Genomic DNA, 22,740 nt, shown 5'->3' on the forward strand with positions numbered 1-22,740 from the left:
CTATAAGGCAGATTTTCTAAGTGTTTCCTTACTTATCTTGCCAACGCTTGTCAATGGCCAAGCATCAACCTTTTTAACTAAATCAGGTAATTTGAAATGGGCTACTCCATGCTCTTTTAGAAATGTTCTGATTTCATTTAGAGTAATCTCGTTATCTCCTGCAAGGACAAAAACTCCTATTTTTTCTCCTAAAATTTGATCTGGAATTCCTACAACTTGAACTTCTTCAATTTTATCGTGAGTTAATAGAATTTCTTCTAGCTCTGTAGGGGTTATTTTTTCTCCAGCTCTATTGATCATTTCTTTTAGCCTTCCTACAATTTGAAAATTACCATCTTTAAGCTTTCTAGCTTTATCACCTGTTTTGAAGTAACAATCTTCAGTTATACAGTTCTTATTAATTTCATCTAAATTATAATAACCATAAATTGTATATGGGCCTCTAACTATAAGTTCTCCATACTCCTCTACAGGTAATTCTTTCCCTTCTTCATCAACAATCAATACCTCATCATATTCACTTATTGGTTTACCTTGTGTATTGTATATAGTTTCACTATCATCATCTAAACTTGTAGTTGATATTAAACCTTCAGCAATTCCAAAAATTTGCTGAAGCTTACAAGAAAAACCTCTCTCGATTTTCTTGGCTGTAATTTTGTCTAAAACAGAACCACCAATCTGAATCAATTTTAAAGAGGATATATCATATTCATCCATTTCTAAAAACTCTATACACATATTAGCCATGGCAGGAACTAATCCAGTAATTGTAACTCTCTCTTCTTCAATTAACGGTATTATCTCATCAGGGCTTGTAGTAGGGCAAATCACTATTTTCCCTCCATAAAACAATGTTCCCATTATTCCAGGGCATCCTAAAGGAAAGTTATGAGACATCGGTAAAGCAGCTAAATATACACTTTCTTCAGTTAACCCACACCTTCGTCCCGAATACTCTGCTACATATAAGTAATCACAGTGTCTCCTTGGGATTAATTTCGGTATTCCTGTTGTTCCTCCAGATAACAATAGTAAACCTATGTCTTTATAATCAACATTCACATTTTCTTCAATAGGCGTATTTGCTTTGATTTCTGTTAGAGATCTGAACTCTTCATTATCTCCCTGAATAAAAACTTTTATATCTGTTCTATTTTCTTTAATAACTTCTCTAATCATTTCCGTATAAGAAAATCCTAAATACCTATCTTGTGCGATATATGCCTTTGCTTCTGATAATTCAATTATTCCACTAATCTCCGTCTTTCTATGAGCTGGTAAAGACATAATTGGAATTACTCCTATTTTAAAAAGAGCAAAAGCCACAAAAATCAATTCAGCACTGTTTGGTAGTTGTAATACAACTTTATCACCCTTTTTAAAGCCTTCTTTTAAAAATCCCTTTGCATATCTATTAGAGATACTTTCAATCTCTTTATAAGAATACTCGTTTCCATTTTCATTGATGGCTATTTTTTCACTATATTTATTGGAAACTTTAGTTAAAAAATCACCTAGAGATAAATGATTCCAAACCTCTTTGTCATAGAAGTCTTCTAATTTTTCTTTAATTTTTATATTCATTTTTCCTCCGTTGTGCAAATTGCCCCTATATACCCTGAATTATCTCTAATCATTCTAAGTTGTTTATTGTAGCCTTTACTATCTCTTAACTCAGCCCAATTCTTGCTAATATTTATAACTTCTATCTCCTTAGTATCTCTGATTAGACCAATACCATCACATTTTAAGTAAGCTTCCTTAATCGTCCATAATTCATAAAATTTGCAGAAATCCTTATCTATATATTCAATTTCTGAATCTGTAAAACAATTATTTACTATATCTTTGTACTCAAATCTCTTATTTATCCATTCTATATCTACGCCTATTTCTTCTTGAGAGAATCCAACTATTACAAGACCATCTGTATGGGAAATGTTGAACTTTATTCCTTTATTGTTTTTAACAAATGGTTTTTTGTACTTTCCATTTAATACCTCTATTTTTTCAACATCTTTTCTTAATATAAAGGAAAAAACTTTATTTACTACGCTTCGAGATACAATATAATTTATCCTTGCTACCTCTGATTTAAATCCTTGAGCATGTTTAATTTCTTCCTTTTTTAAAAATTTTTCTGTATAATATTTATCCTTAAATTCAGATGTGTTAATTGTTAATAAAGCTACTTCATTATCAAAAAACCTATCAACAATACAGTCGATTTCATCAAATTTAAACACTTGTAAAATTTTTGTATCCATTCTAATCGTTGATATATTTTCTCAATTCTTTAATTACATCTTCTTCAGAAGTGTTTATAAACATATGTTCTCCATCGATGTACTCATATGTGAAATTCTTTGTCGTATATTCACTCCACTTAGTCATCTCTTCTAAACTCATTTCCTTATCAATTGTTCCCATCAAGCCTAATATATCGCTATCAACTTTTTTATATTCTTCATCTTGATAGTCCTCATCTATGATAAAATCTGCTCTTAAAGTAGGTAAAAAAATACTAATTAAATCCTTGTTATCTAATATTTCATCAGGAGTTCCACCATATCTTCTCAATCCTTCTATAAATCCATCATCATCTAAATGGTAGATAGGATTTGGCTCTTTATAACATGGCGCCCTACCCGCTGAAATAATTAAGCCTTCAGGGTTTGGAAGCCCACTCTCTTTTATTTTCAATGCTAATTCATAAACTATCTTAGTCCCCATGCTGTGTCCAAATAAATAATACGGTGATGTAAAGTCAAAAACTGTTTTCATAGCTTTAAATAGTTCTTCAACTAATTCTCTGATATCCTTAATAGCTTTTTCTGAAAACCTATTTTCTCTACCTGGATATTGAGCAAAATACACCCCGCTATTTTTAAAATGTCTTCCCCAATTTTTAAAAGAAGAAGCTCCTCCTCCAGCATAGGGAAATATAAAAATTGTATTCCTACTCTCTTGTATTTCTATTTCATTGCCATGTACAAACCACTTACTCAAATTATTACCTCCTGAAAAATATTAAATATCAGTATCCGTTAGTTTAAGCTAACTTAATAATAGCATATATTGATACCGTTTTTCAATATCTTTTGATATTTTTGATAAAAATATATTTTACTATTTACAAAATCTAATTATAGTTTTCAAACTAGATACATCTATTGTTTGTTTTCCATCGCTCCAAGCATTTTCTGGATTTAAGTGAGATTCTATTATGATTCCGTCAGCACCTGCTGAAATTGAAGCTTTAGATAGGGGACCTATTAGTTCCCTCTTTCCTGTTGCATGACTTGGATCTGCGATTATTGGCAAATGTGTAATATTTTTTAAGAAAGATATGGCAGCTATATCCATTGTGTTTCTTGTATAATTTTCGTAAGTCCTAATTCCTCTCTCACATAAAATAACTTTTCCATTGCCACCAAGCATAATATACTCAGCACTTAATAAAAATTCTTTTATCGTTGCACTTAACCCTCTTTTAAGTAAAATAGGCTTATCTACCTTCCCTAATTCTTTTAATAGAGAGTAATTGTACATATTCCTAGCACCTACTTGTAAAATATCAACCTTATCTATCATATAGTCCAGTTCCCTGATATCCATTATTTCCGTTACTACAGGTATCTCAAGCTCTTTACCAATCTTATTAAGAATGTCTATTCCCTTTCTACCTAAGCCCTGAAAATCGTAAGGAGATGTTCTTGGTTTAAAGGCGCCTCCTCTTAATATACCTGCTCCTGCTTTTTTTATACCTATTGCTATCTTTCTTACTATTTCTTCTGACTCAACAGAACAAGGTCCTGAAATAATAACAGGTTCTTCTCCTCCAATTTCGATCCCTTTTACATCAATTATGGTTTTCTCTTTATATCTTTTTGTTACTAAATATCCATTCTCAATAGAAATATCTTTTGTATTTAGAAAAGCTTCTTCCTCATTTTCTATCTTTGAACATAAAGTATTATCAAAAATATTAATGATATAATAATCTTTAATATCATAATCTTGAAATAGAATATCTTCTTTTTTTAAGTATTCCACACATGCTTTAAAGTCTTTTTTTCCCTTCAAAATGTATTGCATTTTATCACCCCTTTTCTACTTTTTAATTAGGGATTCAATGGCTTGTAAATAACCTTCAAACCCCTTACCGTAGATTGTCATCTCAGCATGTTCTGAAATAAATGACTTTTTCCTATAATCCTCTCTATCCATTATGTCTGTTAAATGAACTTCTACCGTTCTTATTCCTACAGCTTTTAAGGCATCTAAAATAGCTATGCTGGTATGAGTATAGGCGCCTGGATTAATCACTATTCCATAATATCTACCATAAGATTTTTGAATTATGTCTATTATCTCTCCTTCATGATTAGATTGGAAAGTATCCACTTCAATATTTATCTTATTTGCATATTCTTTGATCTCCCTACACAAATCCTCATATGTTTTTACTCCATAGATTTCCGGCTCTCTAATTCCCAACATATTAAGGTTTGGACCATTAATAACTAAAATTTTTTTCATAAACTTTTACTATCTCCTCTACTGTTTCTAGAAGACTTTTATTATTTTTAACCCTATAATCTGAAAGTTTTTTATAAATAGGATTTCTTTTCTCATAGATATTATTCAATCTATCTATTCCTCCTTGCGAAAGAGGACGTCCCTTGGTGTCAAGTTGATCTAAATCTCTCTCTATATAAATAACTTGTGAATTGTATTTTAGATATCTCCAGTTTTCTCTATCCTCAATGACCCCTCCACCAGTAGAAAACACTTTTGAAAAAGATAATAGCTCTTCCCTTACTACTTCATTTTCAAGTTCTCGAAAAAAACGTATCCCATTTTTTTCAATTATTTTTTGAATAGTCATTTTATGAAGATTTTCTATACAATTGTCAATATCAACGAATTCCCTGTTGATTCTATGTGCTAACTCTCTTCCTATTACAGTTTTTCCACTACCTGGCATGCCAATCAATACGATATTTAATAATCTTTTTCTTATCTTTCTTTCTACCTCATCTATTAAGCTATCATCTATTTTCTTACTCAAGAATATTTCCGCAGCTTTTTTCCCTTGAGCAACTAGCATTGAAAGACCTGAGTTTGCCTTACACCCTAGTTCATTTGCTTCTATCATCAGCCTCGTGTTTAAAGGATTATAATTTAAATCAATGACATGCTTTAATTTAATCAGTTTTTTTATTTCTACAGGAAAGCTTTCATCAACAAGTGAATAAACTCCTATTGGTGTACAATTTATAAGTATCTCTGTGTCTTTAATAAGTTCTTCAATATTATGGTTTTTTATATCTTCTCTAGAAATTATTTTTATTGATTGACATTCTAAATCTTCTAGGACTACCTTACTCATCCTTGCTGTAGCTCCTGATCCAATGATAGAAAACGGACTTTCTTTCTTTATGGATTTTATCTTCTTAATCATGTGTAAAAAACCATAATAATCTGTATTATATCCATACAAACTGCCATTTTTATTTACTATCGTATTTACACAACCTGTCTTTCTTGCACTTTCATCTAGCTTATCACAATATTCTTTTGCCATTATCTTATATGGATTTGTAATGTTTAAGCCTTTAAATTTCTTTCCACTTAAAATTAATCTTATATCTTCTTCACTACATTCTACTAATTCATATTCACAGTCCCCAAAATACTTGTGTATCATTGGAGAAAAACTATAAATTAGTTTTTTCCCTAGTAATCCATATTCCATACTTGCTCCTCTAACTTGCTATCTATAATAAATAGTCTAATACTACTAAAGACACTATCGCCTCAACTACTACAACACCTCTTATTGCTATACAAGGATCATGCCTTCCTTTTATTTTTATCCTAGTATTGCTCATTGTTTGTATATTCACTGTTTCTTGTTCCTTCCCAATAGATGGAGTTGGTTTAAAGGCTACCTTTAAATTTATAGGCATTCCACTGCTTATTCCACCAATTATTCCACCAGCATGGTTAGTCTTGGTCTTTATTTCTTTTCTTTCATCAATATAGAAGTTATCATTGTTCTCTGAACCTAATTTCAAAGCACCCTCAAATCCAGATCCGAATTCTATTCCTTTAACTCCCGGTATGGCAAAAGACATCTTAGCAATATTATTTTCTAAACCATCAAATACAGGGTTTCCTACCCCAGGTGGTAAGCCAAATACAGAACACTCTACTATACCTCCTGTAGAATCCTTTTCTTTTACTAACTCCTGTAGGACCTTATCAATTTTTTCCATATTTTCCTCATTAATTATGGAATATCTATTATTCTCAGACTTCTCTACAGCCTTCTGTATGTTTTCTATATCATTATGTCTTGTGTCTTGAATTTCTCTAATTCTATCTAGGTGAGCAGATACGAGAATATTCTTGCTTTCAAGGATTTGCTTAGCGATACCTCCAAAAGCAGTTAAAATTGCTGTTAGCCTTGCCGAGAAATGCCCACCACCAATTAAATCTATATGCTCTCCAAATTTTTTCTTAGCTGAAAAATCAATATGTGAAGGTCTTGGAGTATAGGCTAAGGTTTTATAATCCTCCGGTCTAATATTATTATTCTCAATAATAACTGCCAGTGGATCTCCCATAATAATAAAATCCTTTATCCCTGATAAAAATTTTATTTCATCTCTTTCTTTTCTTTGAGTTACATATTTCCCAGAACCTGGTTTTCTTCTTGCCATAAATTTGTCTAGTTTTTCCATATCAACTTTTTGTCCATGGGGTAATCCATCTATTACTCCCCCAATAGCCAAACCGTGAGATTCTCCAAAAAGGCTTATTTTTATGTTTTCTCCTATACTAACTGATGACATCAAAGATCCCTCCTACTTTTTTAAAGTCCTCAAAAAAATTAGGATATGATTTTTTTACCGCTCCTGCATTTACTATCGAAACAGGTTCTTTACATCTAATAGATGCCATGGTTACTGACATAACAATTCTATGGTCATTAAAAGAATTCACAATTCCACCATCTAAAATTTCCTTCCCTTGAATAATCAGTCCATCCTCTCTTTTTTTTACGTCTGCCCCTAAACTTTTTAACATCTGAAATGTACTTTCTATTCGATTGCTTTCTTTAAGTTTTAGTCTTTCTCCACCTTTTAAAATACTTTGTCCTTTTGATAATGCAGCCACTACTGATAAAATTGGAAATAAATCAGGTGTTTCGGAAAAATCTACTTCAAAGGAGTTTAAATGGCTTCTATTAGAACTTATAAAATCATCAGAACAGGTGAGAATTGCTCCAGCCTTTTTAAGAATTTGAACTATCTTTTTATCCCCTTGACTAGATTCTAAATTTAAACCAGACATCTTTATTGAGTCTCCTAAACAACCTCCTACAAGAAAGAATGCTGCATTAGACCAATCCCCTTCGATTTGATATTCTTTAGGTGGGAGTATCTTGTCTCTCCCCCCATATATTTCAAATACACCCTCTTCTAACTCATTAACTATTATTCCAAAATCTCTTAATACTTTTATTGTTATATTTACATAAGCCCTAGATTCTAATTTAGTAGTAAGATATATTGAACTTCTTTGATCTAGTAGTGAAGAAAGCAAAAGCAAGCCACTGACATATTGAGAGCTAATATCACCACTAATTTTAAAAAAATCAGTGGTCACATTTCCTGAGATGTTAATTGGAAATCCCTTTTCCTTGAAATATAACCCTGATTCTTCTAACGTTTCGATTAATTCTCTAATCGGTCTTTTTCTAAGACCCTCAGAACAATCTACTGTTGCCTCTTTTGAAAATGTACTTACAAGTGGTAAAAGTAATCTAAGTGTTGTTCCACTCTCTTTACAGTGTAATTCAACTTTAGATTTCTTTATGTTTCCAAGGCTTGTAATTCTAATTGAATCTCCTTCCACCTTAGTTTTAGCTCCTAATTTTTCAATACAAGTAAGTGTAGCTTCTATATCTTCTGATATTGTATTTACCTGTTCTAATATGATTTCTCTGTCTTTTGCTATTCCACTTAATATAATTGCTCGATGTAACAGCGACTTTGATGGTATCGACTTCATCTTTCCCTTAATTTCATTCGGCTTAATTTTTACATTCATTCGATAACCACCTTTCATAAGCAATGTTTTAACACTTCTAATAGGTTAGACTTATCTACAATATCAATTCTGCAATCACCTATTAATTTTGGATATATAATATTTATCTTGTCTCCATTGCTTTTCTTGTCTTTTAAAATTTCGCTGTAAAGTTCCTCTGCACTATAACTACAATGTGTTGGTAGATGATATTTTCTAAGTATTTCTTCTACTTTTTTATAGGTTCTCTCATCTGTTTTTCCCATATTGTAATATCCTCTAGTTATCATTGCCATTCCAATTGCAACACCATAGCCATGTGGTAAGGTATAGTCGCTTAGTTTTTCTAAGGCATGACCTATTGTATGACCAAAATTTAAAAGTTGTCTTTCTTTTGTTTCTTTTAAATCCCTCTCGACAATTTCCTTTTTAATTTCAATGCTTCTTTTTACAATCTTCTTTATTATTTCTTCATTGTTTAAATCGCTTTCTATAATTAATTCGAATAGTTTTCTATCTTTTATAATCGAAGCTTTAATTGTTTCAGACAGTCCATTTAGAAATTCTTTTTGAGGAAGGTTTTTTAAGTAAGTAAAATCTATAAACACAGCTCTAGGATTATAAAAACTTCCGATTAAATTTTTCCCGTCTTCTGTATTGATTGCCGTTTTTGATCCAATGGATGAATCAACCATAGCTAAAAGACTAGTAGGTATTTGAATATAATCTATGCCCCTCATATAAGTAGAGGCCACAAATCCAGCTAAATCACCAACTACCCCACCACCTAATGCAATAATTAAATCATGCCTATCCGCTTTTATTGAGGTCAAATATCTTATTATTTTATAGTATGTTTCTATATTTTTGGACTTTTCCCCTGCTTCTATAACATACTTATAAAGCTTATAATTTTTTAAATTAAAACTGTTGCCTATAAAATGGTCCACATTGCTATCTGTTATTACTATAATGTTCTTGTACTGTTTTTTGCTTGAAATAAATTCATTTAAGTTTTTTAAAGCTACGCAATCTAAATATATTTTGTATTTAGATTGCGTAGTGTTAATAAATATATCCATCTCTTAATCTTCTATATAAACTAACTTGTCTAAAATGCTTCCTGCTTTTTCTTTAGTTTCTTCTAATTCTCTTTCTGCTTTTGATAATTTTACAATTCCAGCACCTACTCGAATCCATGTTTCTTTGTCTGTTTGAAATGCAGTTCTTAAAGCTAATGCCACATCCATTGTTCCATTTTGATCATAAGTTAGTACGCCTCCGCTATATAATCCTCTTTCGTCTTTTTCTAACCTATCTATAGCATCTATACACTCTGCTTTGGGTATTCCAGATGCGGTAACTGCCGGGAAAAGAGCAGTAAATGCATGCCATTCATTGAATTCTTCTTTAAGCGTCCCTTTCAACCTTGATGCTAGATGCTGAACTGAACCCCTCTCCAAAACCTCCATGAATTTAACTACCGATATACTATCCTTTATACAAACTTTTTCTAATTCTTCAAAAGCTAACTTAACAGAAACAGCATGTTCAGCAATCTCTTTAGGATCTTTTAATAATTCACACTTTAATTCCTTATTCTTTATAGGATCATCTGTTAATGCTCTGGTTCCAGCTAGAGGAAATGTGTATACTTTTTTTTCTTCATCCACCTCGACAACTGTTTCTGGACTAAAACCTATAACTTCAACATCACCAATTTTCAGACAATATGAACGTGCAGGGGTATTGTATTTTCTCCCTAATAAAAAACTATCTTTTAGCAAGATTTTTTTCTCTAACTTAATTTTTCTGGACAAAATAACCTTATCATACTTACCATTATTAATTTCTTCTATTCCTTTAGAAACAATCTCTTTGTAGTATTCACTATCTATTGATTTTAGCTTTTCTAAAGCAACTGGCGAAGTATTTTTTTTCAACTCTTCTTTAGTAGAATTTATTGCACATTTCTCCACTGCTGAAATTATTTCGTCGATATTATCAACAGATTTTACTTCTATTGAGCTTTCTAAAATTCTAATGTCAGTTCTTGGAATAAACATCTTTAACAAAACTTCCTTATCACTCACATTTTTCAAAAATGTATGCTTTGCATAATTAAAATCAGCGATTCCATACATTCTCCAGTCAGTAAAGTTTATATTTTCGAAAACCTTCTTCATGTCTTCACTTAGATCACTTACCTTATGTTCTACAGTATCGCCATTTTCAGTTATTAGGATTTTGTCTGTATACACTTCAATTCCAATATATTCTCCTATAGCAACTGATATTTCATTGAGATTTTCATACACCACATAAGGTTGAATTTCATTAGCTATATCTTCTATTATTTTTATCGCTAACACAAATGAATTCAGATTGTCATTATCTGAAGTATCTATAGTGGCCTTACCATAAGTTTCTCTGTTTATTTTAGGCATATTATCCTCCTTTATTAAGTTAGTCTTGACTAACTTAATTTTAACATATATATTTATAAAAATCAATATGTCACTTCAAATAATTTTAAAATTTGTAAAAAAGTATAAATTTCTACATAAAAAAACAATTCTAATTAAATCAACTTAGATTTACCTAATAATTTAATTAAAACTGCCTACCTGAAAATATTTGCTTATTTTTTACTGCTTTCTTCTATAAATGCTCTAATCTTTTTAAATGTTTCATTTGATATTACATGTTCAACACTACACGCTTCTTCATTTGCTTGTTTAGGTTCAACGCCTAATTCTAAAAATAGATTATAAAAATAAATATGTTTATTATATAATTCTTTACCTATTTTTTCTCCTTTTTCCGTTAGCTTTATTGACATAGATTCCCTGTACGCATACCCCTCATCTATTAAATTATTTATAGCCACACTAACTGATGGTTTGCTTAACTTCGTATAGTTAACAATGTCTTTATTATAAACATTCTCTTTTTCTCTCAATAAAACATAAATTACTTCAATATAGTGTTCCTTAGAAAAAACTTTTCTGTGAAGCTTACCTCCCAAAATCATACCCCTTTTCTTTTTTATATTTTAATGTATACCCCATTAAGATAATTATAAAATATATTCTCTAACATTACAAATATATTAAAATCCTTTAACACTTGTTCAGCAAGCACAGTAAGTGCATATGCACTTACTAAAAATGAAATAAGAATACTACTATTATATCGCTTATTTTTTTCCATTTTACTTGTTGGGGAATATCCCCAAACCCCTAAATTTATAATGATTAAATTAAGCAACAAACTCTTATAATAGCCCCAACACAAACTTGAATATTATCTCAAAAAGTGATAAAATATAAATACTAAAAAATTAAATCAGGAGATTTCCAGACGAAATATATAGAATAAATTAAACCTGTAAGTCAAGTTATCCTACTTGAATTTACAGGTTTTTCTTTTTTATTTCGATTAATAAATTTATTAAGGAGGTCAAATTATGACAAGTAGATTTAGAAATAACGGAATTTATTTAATGTTATCTGACGAGGAGTTAGAATTGCTAAATGAAAAACATAAAGCATCTAAGTGCAAAACTCTTAGGCAATTTATTATGAAATGTATTTTAGAAAAAGATATTTATGTATTAGATATGGATGTCTTTCGTGAAATGTCAACAAATATAAGTCGTACTTCAAATAATATAAATCAAATTGCTAAAAGGGTAAATACTACATCAATTATATATAAAGATGATGTAGAAGATTTAAAAAGCTTATTAGAAAATCAAGCAAAAGATATTTTCTCTATGCGTAAAAAAATATACTCTCTTACTAATTCTAATAGCATAAATACTGAGAAAGAATAATGGCAATTACTAAAATTCATCCTATAAAATCCACTTTAAAAGTAGCACTTGATTACATTATGAATAGTGATAAAACAGATGAAAAAATTCTAATTTCCTCCCTAAACTGTAACCCTATAACTGCTCATTTAGAATTTGAACAAACAAAAATAGAATGTAATTCTAAAGCAAAAGTTTTAGCAAGACATTTAATTCAATCTTTTTTTCCTGGAGAAACTACTGCTGAAGAGGCTCATCAAATAGGTATAGAACTATGCGATAAAATCTTAAAAGGAAAGTATGAATATGTTCTTACTACCCATATAGATAAGGGACATATTCACAATCATATACTATTTAATAATGTTTCTTTTGAAACTGGTAAAGCATATCAAAGTAACAAAAAAACTTACCACCAAATTAGAAATCATAGTGATGATTTATGTAGAAAATATAAGCTCTCTGTTATAGATGAAGATTATGTAGAATTTAAAGAAAAGTATAAAACCAATGGTAAATCCTACAAAGAATATATTGAATTTAATAAAGGAAAATCTTGGAAACATAAACTTCAAATTTCTATTGATCATGCTATTAATAAAGCAAATAGCTATGAGAATTTCTTAAAGCTTATGGAAGAATATGGCTATGAAATTAAACTTGGAAAATATCTTTCTTTCAGACATAAAAAACAAGGAGAAAAGGGGCGATTCATTCGTGCGAAGGAAACTACTCTTGGAAAAGATTATACAAAAGAGAAAATAAAAGAAAGAATTGAAAATAAGGTAAATGAAGATTACAAAAATAGTGAAATATATTATGCTAAGAAATCTTATAAGAAATTTGATAATATAATAGATATAGAAGGCAATGAAAAGGTTAAATCTTCCAAAGGTTATGAAATATGGGCAAGAAAACATAACATGAATACTATGGCAAATACCTTAAATCAGCTTAGAAAATATGGTCTATCATCTAGTATGGATTTAGAAAATAAACTTCAAGATGAGGCTGTTAATAGGCAAAAAATTTTAAATAAAATTAAGGATATAGAGAAAGTTATGAGCGAAATTTACACAGCTATTGAAGACATTAACACTATAAAAATAAATAAGGTTATCTATAAAACCTATAAAGAAAATCCAAATGATAAAAATTTTTATAGTGAATATAAGCCTCAAATTATCGCATATGAAAAAGCAATAAATACTTTAGAAAAGTGTCAATATAAAAATCCAAGTATAAAAGAGTTGTCAAAATTATATGATGAATACAAAAATAAAAAAGATATTCTTATGGATGACTACGCCAACGAGAATATCTTGATAAATGAATTGACTCAATTAAGAAAGAATACTGATAAGTATATTTATAATGAATTGTATAAGTAATTGGATCTATAAAAAAATGATAGGATAGTGTGGAAACTTTTCCACAGCCCCTTTCAAATATGAGCTCTCATTTTGCCTTTGCCAATAAAAATCGAGTAGGACTAAATATAACCCTCTCACACCATCGTACGTGCCATTCGACATACAAGTAGTTCAATGCAAATAATAATCAGAACAGCTTTAAAGTCCTCTCTTTTTGAGGATTTCTTTGTTTATATAGTACAATCCTGTTATGTTAGTTACAACTTAATAATAGTCGCCAAACCCCTAGGACTGTTTTCCATCTACAGTGGGACATTTAATTTTCTTTTAAACTTTTATAATGAATTCTCGTGTTCCCTAGCCTTCCAACTCTCTTTTCTTTTTCAGAATCCAAATCCTAAATATTTTAGCTTTGTTGGTTTAATAACTTTGAATTTTGTTGCATTTACTTTTAATCTTAACTTCTTTTCTATACATTTGGTTACTAAAACCATTACTCTGTTTGCCACTACACTGTTTGCTACTGTTAGTATACTTTCATCTAAACATCAAACCAACCTTAATATCATATTCCTGTTCGTCAAGTCATGTCGTTCCTCTCTTCCACATATCTCCATGTGAATTTCAGGATCGCTATGAAATTCGTCGACAACTACGCTATTTAGGAACTTTCACCCCAGTATTGGAACTTGCCCGTTATACAAAAAATTTTGATACTAATAATTTAGTTAATATCAAAATTTTAAATACCATTATATTTTAAAAAAACAATTAATACTAAACTTATAAAAATAGCACTAATAAAAGCTATCCAAAAAATAAATTTATCTACTTTAAACTTAGATTTAAATTTTTTTAAAGCTAAATTATATATTCCCACGCCCAATACACCACCTAATGTATTATTAATTATATCAGTTATATCAAATACTCCAATTGACAATGCGTACTGTAAAAACTCTATAGCTAAACTAAAGAAAAATACAAAAAGAATACTTTTTAAATTGTTTTTACGAAATAAAATAGATCTAATCATAATTCCCAAAGGTAAAAAAATGAGTATATTTGATACCATCTCATCAAAAATAACTTTAATATTAACTGTATTGTCATAATAAAATGGTAGTAAATTTATTTGTCGCTCAATCAATAAATTATTGATTGAAAATGTCATTTTAAATACTACAATAAAGATTAACCAAATTATATAGTATACAGTTAGCACTTTCATCCCAACTGAAATATATTGATTTTTCAATTTCATAATTAATTCCCCTTCAATCTATTAAAGTCACTTAAATTCCTTATTATACATTAACTTATATCTATTACAGTTTTCAATTAAATCATCGTGACTCCCATCACCTACTATTTTTCCATTATCCATCACAATAATTCTATCAGAATTCATCGCACATCTTATCCTATGGGTGATATATATAATAATCTTATCATTCAAATTATTTAAAATATTATCAAATATGATTTTTTCAGAAATTATGTCTAATGACGAGCTTGGTTCATCAAATAACAATAGACTTGATTTTCTATACATAGTTCGTGCTATTGCAATTTTTTGCCATTGTCCGCCTGAAAGTTCCTGCCCATTTTCAAACCAATTACCTACTACTTTATTAATATTATATTTACCATCATTTTTTAAAAATTTTGCATCAGCACTATTTAATGCTGTTAGAATCGAAAAGTCGTCTTCATTTCTATCAATTTGCCCTAATATAATATTCTCTTTTATTGTCCCCTCATATTTCAAATAATCTTGAAATAATGAACTAATCTGTGTTCTATAAGATTCTATTTCAATATCATCAAATTTCATCCCATTAATTAAAAACACACCTGAATCTGGACTATACAAACCAGCTAAAATTTTTAGAAGTGTACTTTTTCCCGAACCATTTTCCCCAATTATTGCAATGGATTCTCCTTTTTTTATCTTTAAAGAAATGTCTTGCAAAGCTAAACTATTATCATCATAAGAAAAGTTTATATTAGATAACGATATTACATTAATGTCTTTTATTGATCTTAGTATAGTTTTTGTCTCTTCTTTTAAATCGTCAGTTTTAAATTCAAGAAACTCTTTAAGTAAATTTATATATAAATTTGAATTAATAATATTGTATACACTGGTTCCTGTTTCATTAAGAGAACCTTGAAATATAACAATTGTGCTTATGTACACCATAGCAGTTCCAATTAAAAATTCTCCATTATACGTTTTAAATGCAAGTTCTTTAAAAATATATAAATTAATAAGAACTTGAAAAAAATTTATAACAATTATTAATAAAGCTTTCAATTTTTCAATGCTATTATTTTGATTAATAATAGTATCTGTAATTTCTTTATACTTACTAATAAAATAATTTTTTAACCTAAAAGTTTTTATCTCCTTAAAAGCAATATCGTGAGTTAATAAAAAAGAATAATACCAACTTTTCCTCTCTAAAGTACTTCTTCTATTTCTTATATTAAATTCTAATTTACCTATTCTTATTTCTCCAAACACTGATATTATGGTAACTGCAAACAAAAGAATAACCAAAAAATAATTCCATTTAATTAATACATACATAGCTATAATAGTTTGCGTTAAATTAAAAATCAAATTAATAACTGACATCAATATTTCATATGGCTTTAATGTAGCATCTTGCTCTATTCTGTTCAAAATATCGTAAGTTTTATTATCTTCAAGTTTTTTTAAAGGCAAATCAGCACATTTTCCCATTACTTTCCTCATAGAAGAATAAGTAACTTCATTACTTAACCTTTGTAAATAGTAGTTTTTAATATTATCTACTATTACAGATATAAATTGTAAAGATAAATATATAAGTATAAGTATTATAATATTATCAAATCTAGTGGAATGAATTTGAATTATATTAATTATTGTTTGTCCTAATTTAAGAACTAAAAACGGAAAAACACCACTTACAATTGACAATATTATAGTAATCGCAAAAGAATTTTTATCTACTTCATAAATCATCTTGAATGCTATTTTTATACATTCAAGATGATTTATTTTATCCTTACCCATATATTTATCCTCTACTTCCCATTAAAATATTTATTGCTCTATTTTGTTATATGATTTTATACTTAGCAATAAATACAGAGCAATATTAATTAAAGCCATTATTACTAGAAACTTTGGAATCCATAAAATTTTACCTGGCAACTTAACAAATTCAAATTTTTGATACTGTTCAATTAAGCTATTTTCTGTAGTACCTAATCCCAAAGACGGCAAAAAATAAAATATTGATTTAAACAAAGTTTTTCCATACAATAATGATGGAATAAAAAATAAAACACTCGATATGGCTGATGAAACCATAGAAACTTTTGAATTTATAGCGACAAATATTGACATCATTGAACTTGCAATAGTAAATAATATACTTAACAAAAATACACTTAATATAACTTTACCTATAGTTAAATTAGATATTGACAGTTGATTAAATAGTAACATTTGAAAAGATGAGTCTAAACCACTAGTGTAAATATATTTAATAGCGCCATAATAAATAGATATATTTAATATCAAATAAAGCGATATAATACTTGCTAAGGCAAGTATCTTGCTGCAAATATATTTATTTCTTCCATTTCTAGTTGTTCTAAAAATTGAATCTAGGTAATTTTCTTTATCTTCAACAATGCATTGTGATGAAATCAATATACATATTAATGATAATACTGTTACAAATATATTTACGAAAAATAGTGTATCTTCACTAAAATACCCTGCATAATAATATGGTTTATTAACCTCTTCATATTTTTTTAGAGCAAATTCTGTTATCTTGTCGTTGTTATATTTCTGTTCTATGTCTTTTTTCAACGCATCATTACAACTTTGATAAAAATTTAAATCTTTTTCTGTATCAAGTTCGTTTACATCAAGTAAACTTCCAGATTTTGTAATTGTATATGGGTATGTTATTACTCTTAATATAGGATCAAATTTCGATATATTTTTTTTGGCATCCTCTGATAAATTTTCTCTACTGTTTACATTTTCATTATTTAATATTTCTTTATAAGATTTTACTACTTTAGTTATTTTTTCTTCTGTCAAATAACCTATAGAATCTTTACTATCCTCATTAAAGTGTTCTATAGCCTCTTTACCAAAATAAGTAATTGTATCTCCAGAACTTATATCATCATATTGTATACTTACATAAGTAATAAATGATATCAAAAAAGTAAAAACTAAACCCATGCCCAAAAAGACTCTTACCGATTTTTTAAATAAAAATCTTTTAAGTTCCTGTATATATATATTCATAATCTATAAACTATACCTCCCTTACAGCTTTGACAAAGCAAACTAGTCTTATTATTTATAATTATTATAGAAGCCCACAAAATATAGACTAAAATTTCTATATAGTGTGAGCCTCTATGATTCATCATTAATATGATGCTCTTGGAGTTTTTAAAGCGCGAACTCTGTTACCAGTTCTATATTCTCCTTTACCGCCACAACCACAGCCACAATGAATACAACTATCATTGTTGCCACGATATCCAGCAAAACCTGTTGAACACATGCATGCTTGTGGTTGAGCTCCACTGCCCGGATGTCTTCCTATAGGATTTATAAATTTCACATTCTCACCTCCTTCTCAATTATTTAAATATATATATACATATATACTTATCTAATTCATATCATTTTTACTGAAACTCAATTTCGTTAAATTCCTTGAGTACATCTGGATTTTCTTCCAATATCTCATGATATTTTATCAAGCTATCTAATAAATATTTTCTTTCACTTCTACAAGAATTATGTCTATAAGAAAAATGTGTGCCATATTGATCATAGCAATTTACATAACATAAAGTACATAAATTAATAGCCCAACAGTCTTTGCAATATTTGCTAGATTCTTTAATAAAATCATCAAAATATAATTCTTTTATTCTTTTTTCATCAAACCCTTTATGTACATTTCCTATCTCTGGAATATCTCCTACCTTTTCACAAATTTTGAAATTTCCGTCTACTGTAACATATATTCGTCTTTCTCCAGGGACACAACAACCATTCATCCCATATTTTTTAACAGGCTTTTCAGATAATAATCTTTTGTGTATAATCATCATAGCCTTATCTACATCAGCATCTGTAAATATTTCATTAGTATTATCTTTATTCCTTATTTTATTTTTTTCATCCCACGATAAAATTGGATCATAATAATCTTTTAAAATCATTCTTTCTTCATAAGATTGTGGTCTTGTATATATGCTTTCATGTGGTCCATAATCTATGGAAGATGTTAATATGTTTATATTCTTAGGCAACCAATCGCATTCATTTAAATAAACTTGTATCTTATCATACTTATCCTCATAATCAGGTCCTTCGATTACCATGTTTAAGGTAATGTTTTCTTTATTATTATATTTTTCTGCTGATCTCAATAAAATTTTTAATCCATTAATAGTTTTTTCAAAACTTCCTTCCCCAGAAACAAACAATCTATTTTTGTTATGAAGCTCTTTATATCCATCTAAACTTACTATAATATTGAATTTATTCTTCATAATATAATCAGCAATTTCTTCATTCATTAAAGTAGCATTTGTTGTCATAGAATAAGTCATTTTATCAAATAACTTATTCGCATAATCTGTTGTTTTCTTTATAAGATCATAGTTTATTAAAGGTTCTCCACCATAAAATCCAATATGACGTTCATCAGAATTTTGTGAATGAGCTTTTAAAAAATCAACAGCTTTTTTTGCTACTTCCCAGTCCATATTCTTATGACCAAAAGCTCTGTATTCAGGATGAGATTCATTATAGATACAATATTTACATCTTAAATTACATTTCTCTGTAACCTCTAAGGTAACATTTTGTATCTTATTATCTATTATCTCATCAATTTGTTCATAAGTTTTTCCAGTCAAACAATTAAATTTAGTTGCTGAGAGTATACTTTCTTTATTAATCGCATCTTTTATTTCACTTATAGCCTCACAAAATTCTTGTTCAGACATATCAAGTTTTATAAAATCCAAGAAATTTTCGCTCTCTAAAAATTTAGTTAAGACTTTATACACGTTTTCGTTTATTTGTGCTACCTTACCAGTACCACTATCATAATAATAAAAATTACGTTTTGTCTTAAATGTTTTGCCTAATCTTCCTGGATATTCTTCCTTGCATAACTCTTTGTACTTATTTTCTAACTTTTCTTTTTCTAGGGTTATTAAGTCCATAATTACCTCCAATTTTTGAATACATCATTACTACTAAACTTGGTAAAATAATAATATATATTACAGCTGATATCATTATAAGACTTGATGAACTCATCCAATTTCCAAAAACATTTACAAAATTAAAATCAGCTATTTGATTTTGTAATGAATTGAGTAGTCCTACTCCTGAAGATGGAAAAATATAGTTTATAGCACTAATCATACCAATAGGAGAAATTATTGTTGGAAATACTGCTAATAAAATTGATTTCATTATGGATTCAACTTTTCTTTTACTTAATACAGAAATAATTAGTGTAGCAAGAATGGTTGAAATCAATATGATACTATTACAAATAAGCATATATTTATTAAACTGTCCAAAGTTCCAATTATGCAAACTTAAAGCACTAAACATCATCTGAACAGAAGTCTTTTTATACTCTGTTCCAAAAGCATAGTCTAATATAGAGCCTTGTATGAAGTTTCCTAAGAGCAAAGTTAATACCGAAATCGTAAGTATTGCTAGGATTTTATAGATGGCAAACTTTCTTCTGCCATATTTAGTTGTTTTAAATATATAATCTAAATCATTCTCACTATCTGACGAGAATATTGGAGCTGCTACTACAACCATTAAAATTATTATTATCGTATTATAAAATCCTCTATAATCATTTGCATCTGTACTATAATATCCATAATATTCATATGGAGTCTTTATTTTACTCAGTGCTTTTTCAGATTTTTCTATAATTTGATTCTGAGCTTTATTAGGATATTCATTTTCAATTACTTTATTTAGATAATCAAATACTTTATTGTAAAAATATTTGGTATCATTGATATCTATGCTTAAAACTGGAGGAAGGTTATTACTTTGAGAATCAGTGAATACTTCATTTACTTTCTTACTTATATGTTCTATAGGCATAAGCTCCTTTGTATTAATTTCAGGTTTTAATTCAGACCTATCAGTAACATTATATTTTCTTAGTATTTCTCTATATTTTTTTGTGCCATTATAAATTAAATCTTCTGTTATCTTTCCTGAATAAGGCTCTTTAGCTTTTTTAATATATTCTATTGCTTCTTTTCCTTTTAAATTTTTTACTTGATCTCCTTCTCCATAGGTAATTTTTGTAAAATTAATTGGAGCTATGGAAAGCAATATAGCAAGTAGTAATGAAAACAATATTATAATTTGATTTGATCTTATTGATAAAATCCTCTTTATCTCATTTAAGTAAATTTTCATTTTAATTCACCTTAAAACTTCTATCTTCTGGAAAGACCCATAAATAGAAGTCTTCTAGATGAGCTTTTGTTAATTTAGAATTATTTAAAACATCATCTTTATCTGATATGTATCTAATGAGTACGTTTCCATCATCTTGTTGTTTTACATTAACAACATTCAATTGTGTTTCTTTTTCTGCATATTCTCTATTTGATATAGATGCTTCGTATACCTTATTCTTAATTTTAGATATCAGTTCATCAGTTGTTCCAGAATATACAAATTTACCATCTTTCATAATTAAATTTGATGTTGATATATATTCAATATCAGAGACTATATGAGTCGAAAGGAGAACTATTCTATCTTTAGATATTTCGGTAATAAAATTTCTCAGCTTAATTCTTTCCCCAGGATCAAGCCCCGCTGTTGGTTCATCTAAAATTAATATTTTAGGATCATTTAAAATAGCTTGACATATTCCTACTCTCCTTCTCATTCCTCCTGAAAGCTTTACTACTTTTTTGTACTTGACATCAGATAAGTTTAATACTTCTAGGAGTTTATCAATCATTTCTTCTGTTTTGCTCTTGTCTATACCTTTTAAAGCAGCTACATATTGTAAAAATGAATTTACAGTAAACTCTGGAGCACAAATAAATTCTTGAGGTAAAAACCCTAACAAATTCCTATATTCTTCTCCTAATTTGTTGATTCTTTCCCCATTATATAAAATTTCGCCTTGACTCGGTGTACTAATTCCAGTGATCATTTTTATTAAAGTTGTTTTCCCAGCACCATTTGCACCTAAGAGTCCCCAAACACCTGGACATAACGTAGCTGATGCATTATCAACCGCTAATTTATCTTTAAATTTCTTACTTACGTTTTTAATCTCTAATTCCACTAAACTACCTCCCTTATCTTTTATGCTTCCTTATTAAAAAGTAAAAAATACATCTTCATGTTAGTGATAAAAATTTTACTCCTCTATGATTTTATTTTAATTGATACAATAAAAAAGTGTTTTAATATTCTATTGATTAATTCTTAAGATTTCATTAATTTTTAAAAAATAAAAAAACACCTTAATTATGTAGTTTTATACATAATTAAGGTGTAATCCTCATTTATTTTTTAATCTTACAATGACAATAACTTCATTATTAGAACTTTCTACCTCTATCTTACCCTCATGTAATTCAATAATTTCTTTTGCGATAGGTAAACCTAAGCCAGATCCCACTTTTTTTGAATTTCTTGCTAGATTTAATCTAGTAAATTTGTTAAACATATTTCTTATCTGCGCTTCTTCTAGTGTATCGGCCTTGTTAATAATTTTTAATATTACACACTTATACGTTTGATATATTTTAACTTTTATCTCTGTATTTGCATAAGAATATAAGATTGCATTTTTTAAAATATTCTCTAAGGCTCTTTTCATTTTATTTGGATCGACATTTACAAATATTGAGCCTTCACTTGAGATATTTATCTTATGATTATTCTCTTTCATCATAGGATAAAGCTCATCTCTTAATTGTATTAAAAAATATTCTAAATCAATTTTTTCTTTATGAATACTAAATTCACCATTATTTAATCTAGCAATTTCAAAAAATTGGTTTATAAGATCTTCTAATCCTAATGCTGTTTCTAATAATTGTCTAATATATTTCTCTCTTTGCTTATTAGGCAAGTCTTTCATTTCATCAAGCATTGATAAATATCCAATGATAGATGTCAAAGGAGTTCTTAAGTCATGTGCTAAGTAGGTGATTAAATCATTATCTTCATTTTCTCTTTTTTTAAGCGTATATTCTATCTCTTTTTGTTTAAATTTTAATCTATTTATGGAATCTTCTAAAGTTTTATAAGGAGTCGGGAAACTAACAATATTCTCATCCAAATCGTCTATTTTTTTGCATAAGTCAATATAATCT

21 protein-coding genes are annotated in these 22,740 nt (G+C 28.5%); 2 read left to right on the plus strand and 19 right to left on the minus strand.

From position 1 onward, the window contains the following. The 11 genes from NH288_RS05720 to NH288_RS05770 form a co-directional block, all read right to left on the minus strand. Complete coding sequence (locus NH288_RS05720; protein WP_265213815.1) at positions 1–1,587, minus strand: (2,3-dihydroxybenzoyl)adenylate synthase; 1,587 nt, start codon at positions 1,585–1,587, stop codon at positions 1–3. Further along, on the minus strand, positions 1,584–2,270 hold the full coding sequence (locus tag NH288_RS05725) for a 4'-phosphopantetheinyl transferase family protein (RefSeq protein ID WP_002842315.1): 687 nt from the start codon (positions 2,268–2,270) through the stop codon (positions 1,584–1,586). The genes NH288_RS05720 and NH288_RS05725 overlap by 4 nt, the downstream gene beginning before the upstream one ends. A gap of 1 nt (position 2,271) precedes the next feature. Further along, the gene (locus tag NH288_RS05730; RefSeq protein ID WP_265213818.1) at positions 2,272–3,012 is read right to left on the minus strand and encodes a thioesterase II family protein; all 741 of its coding nucleotides are present in this window, start codon (positions 3,010–3,012) and stop codon (positions 2,272–2,274) included. Between the two features lie 120 nt (positions 3,013–3,132). Then, complete coding sequence (gene aroF / locus NH288_RS05735; protein ID WP_265213820.1) at positions 3,133–4,101, minus strand: 3-deoxy-7-phosphoheptulonate synthase; 969 nt, start codon at positions 4,099–4,101, stop codon at positions 3,133–3,135. A gap of 15 nt (positions 4,102–4,116) precedes the next feature. After that, the gene (gene aroQ, locus NH288_RS05740; protein WP_004837826.1) at positions 4,117–4,545 is read right to left on the minus strand and encodes a type II 3-dehydroquinate dehydratase; all 429 of its coding nucleotides are present in this window, start codon (positions 4,543–4,545) and stop codon (positions 4,117–4,119) included. Then, positions 4,523–5,764, minus strand: a complete 1,242-nt coding sequence (locus NH288_RS05745) for a shikimate kinase (protein WP_265213822.1) — start codon at positions 5,762–5,764, stop codon at positions 4,523–4,525. The genes aroQ and NH288_RS05745 overlap by 23 nt, the downstream gene beginning before the upstream one ends. Positions 5,765–5,786: 22 nt before the next feature. After that, the gene (gene aroC, locus NH288_RS05750) at positions 5,787–6,866 is read right to left on the minus strand and encodes a chorismate synthase (RefSeq protein WP_106460517.1); all 1,080 of its coding nucleotides are present in this window, start codon (positions 6,864–6,866) and stop codon (positions 5,787–5,789) included. After that, the gene (gene aroA, locus NH288_RS05755) at positions 6,853–8,127 is read right to left on the minus strand and encodes a 3-phosphoshikimate 1-carboxyvinyltransferase (protein WP_002842317.1); all 1,275 of its coding nucleotides are present in this window, start codon (positions 8,125–8,127) and stop codon (positions 6,853–6,855) included. Before aroA ends, aroC begins: the two co-directional genes overlap by 14 nt. Positions 8,128–8,141: 14 nt before the next feature. Then, a complete protein-coding gene (gene aroB / locus NH288_RS05760) occupies positions 8,142–9,188 on the minus strand; it encodes a 3-dehydroquinate synthase (protein WP_265213827.1) in 1,047 nt (348 codons plus the stop codon). A gap of 3 nt (positions 9,189–9,191) precedes the next feature. Beyond that, on the minus strand, positions 9,192–10,553 hold the full coding sequence (locus NH288_RS05765; RefSeq protein ID WP_094202811.1) for a salicylate synthase: 1,362 nt from the start codon (positions 10,551–10,553) through the stop codon (positions 9,192–9,194). Between the two features lie 194 nt (positions 10,554–10,747). Further along, positions 10,748–11,140, minus strand: a complete 393-nt coding sequence (locus NH288_RS05770) for a metal-dependent transcriptional regulator (protein ID WP_265213831.1) — start codon at positions 11,138–11,140, stop codon at positions 10,748–10,750. A 435-nt stretch (positions 11,141–11,575) separates the two neighbouring features. On the opposite strand from NH288_RS05770, the gene NH288_RS05775 reads away from it, so the two are divergent. Both NH288_RS05775 and NH288_RS05780 read left to right on the plus strand, forming a co-directional pair. Further along, positions 11,576–11,944 (plus strand): plasmid mobilization protein, encoded by a 369-nt coding sequence (locus tag NH288_RS05775; RefSeq protein ID WP_033647464.1) that lies wholly within the window; start codon positions 11,576–11,578, stop codon positions 11,942–11,944. Next, entirely contained in the window at positions 11,944–13,314 is a 1,371-nt protein-coding gene (locus NH288_RS05780; RefSeq protein WP_265213833.1) for a relaxase/mobilization nuclease domain-containing protein, read from the plus strand. The genes NH288_RS05775 and NH288_RS05780 overlap by 1 nt, the downstream gene beginning before the upstream one ends. Before the next feature lie 724 nt (positions 13,315–14,038). On the opposite strand, the gene NH288_RS05785 is transcribed toward NH288_RS05780, so the two are convergent. From NH288_RS05785 to NH288_RS05820, 8 genes are all read right to left on the minus strand, one after another. Then, entirely contained in the window at positions 14,039–14,560 is a 522-nt protein-coding gene (locus NH288_RS05785) for a VanZ family protein (RefSeq protein WP_004812176.1), read from the minus strand. A gap of 27 nt (positions 14,561–14,587) precedes the next feature. Further along, positions 14,588–16,363: an ABC transporter ATP-binding protein gene (locus NH288_RS05790; protein ID WP_265213834.1), complete on the minus strand. Its 1,776-nt coding sequence runs from the start codon at positions 16,361–16,363 to the stop codon at positions 14,588–14,590. 30 nt (positions 16,364–16,393) lie between these two features. Beyond that, a complete protein-coding gene (locus NH288_RS05795; RefSeq protein WP_265213836.1) occupies positions 16,394–17,623 on the minus strand; it encodes an ABC transporter permease in 1,230 nt (409 codons plus the stop codon). A gap of 127 nt (positions 17,624–17,750) precedes the next feature. Next, on the minus strand, positions 17,751–17,948 hold the full coding sequence (locus NH288_RS05800; protein ID WP_022620838.1) for an Apre_1838 family putative sactipeptide bacteriocin: 198 nt from the start codon (positions 17,946–17,948) through the stop codon (positions 17,751–17,753). A gap of 67 nt (positions 17,949–18,015) precedes the next feature. Beyond that, positions 18,016–19,572: a radical SAM protein gene (locus NH288_RS05805; protein ID WP_265213837.1), complete on the minus strand. Its 1,557-nt coding sequence runs from the start codon at positions 19,570–19,572 to the stop codon at positions 18,016–18,018. Next, positions 19,532–20,812: an ABC transporter permease gene (locus NH288_RS05810; RefSeq protein ID WP_265213838.1), complete on the minus strand. Its 1,281-nt coding sequence runs from the start codon at positions 20,810–20,812 to the stop codon at positions 19,532–19,534. Before NH288_RS05810 ends, NH288_RS05805 begins: the two co-directional genes overlap by 41 nt. A 1-nt stretch (position 20,813) precedes the next feature. After that, positions 20,814–21,701: an ABC transporter ATP-binding protein gene (locus tag NH288_RS05815; RefSeq protein WP_265213840.1), complete on the minus strand. Its 888-nt coding sequence runs from the start codon at positions 21,699–21,701 to the stop codon at positions 20,814–20,816. A gap of 219 nt (positions 21,702–21,920) precedes the next feature. After that, a partial coding sequence (locus NH288_RS05820; RefSeq protein WP_265213842.1) for a sensor histidine kinase occupies positions 21,921–22,740 on the minus strand: 820 nt, incomplete at its 5' end.

Origin of the sequence: Anaerococcus sp. NML200537, from assembly GCF_026131715.1 — a bacterium.
Taxonomy (GTDB): domain Bacteria; phylum Bacillota; class Clostridia; order Tissierellales; family Peptoniphilaceae; genus Anaerococcus; species Anaerococcus kampingae.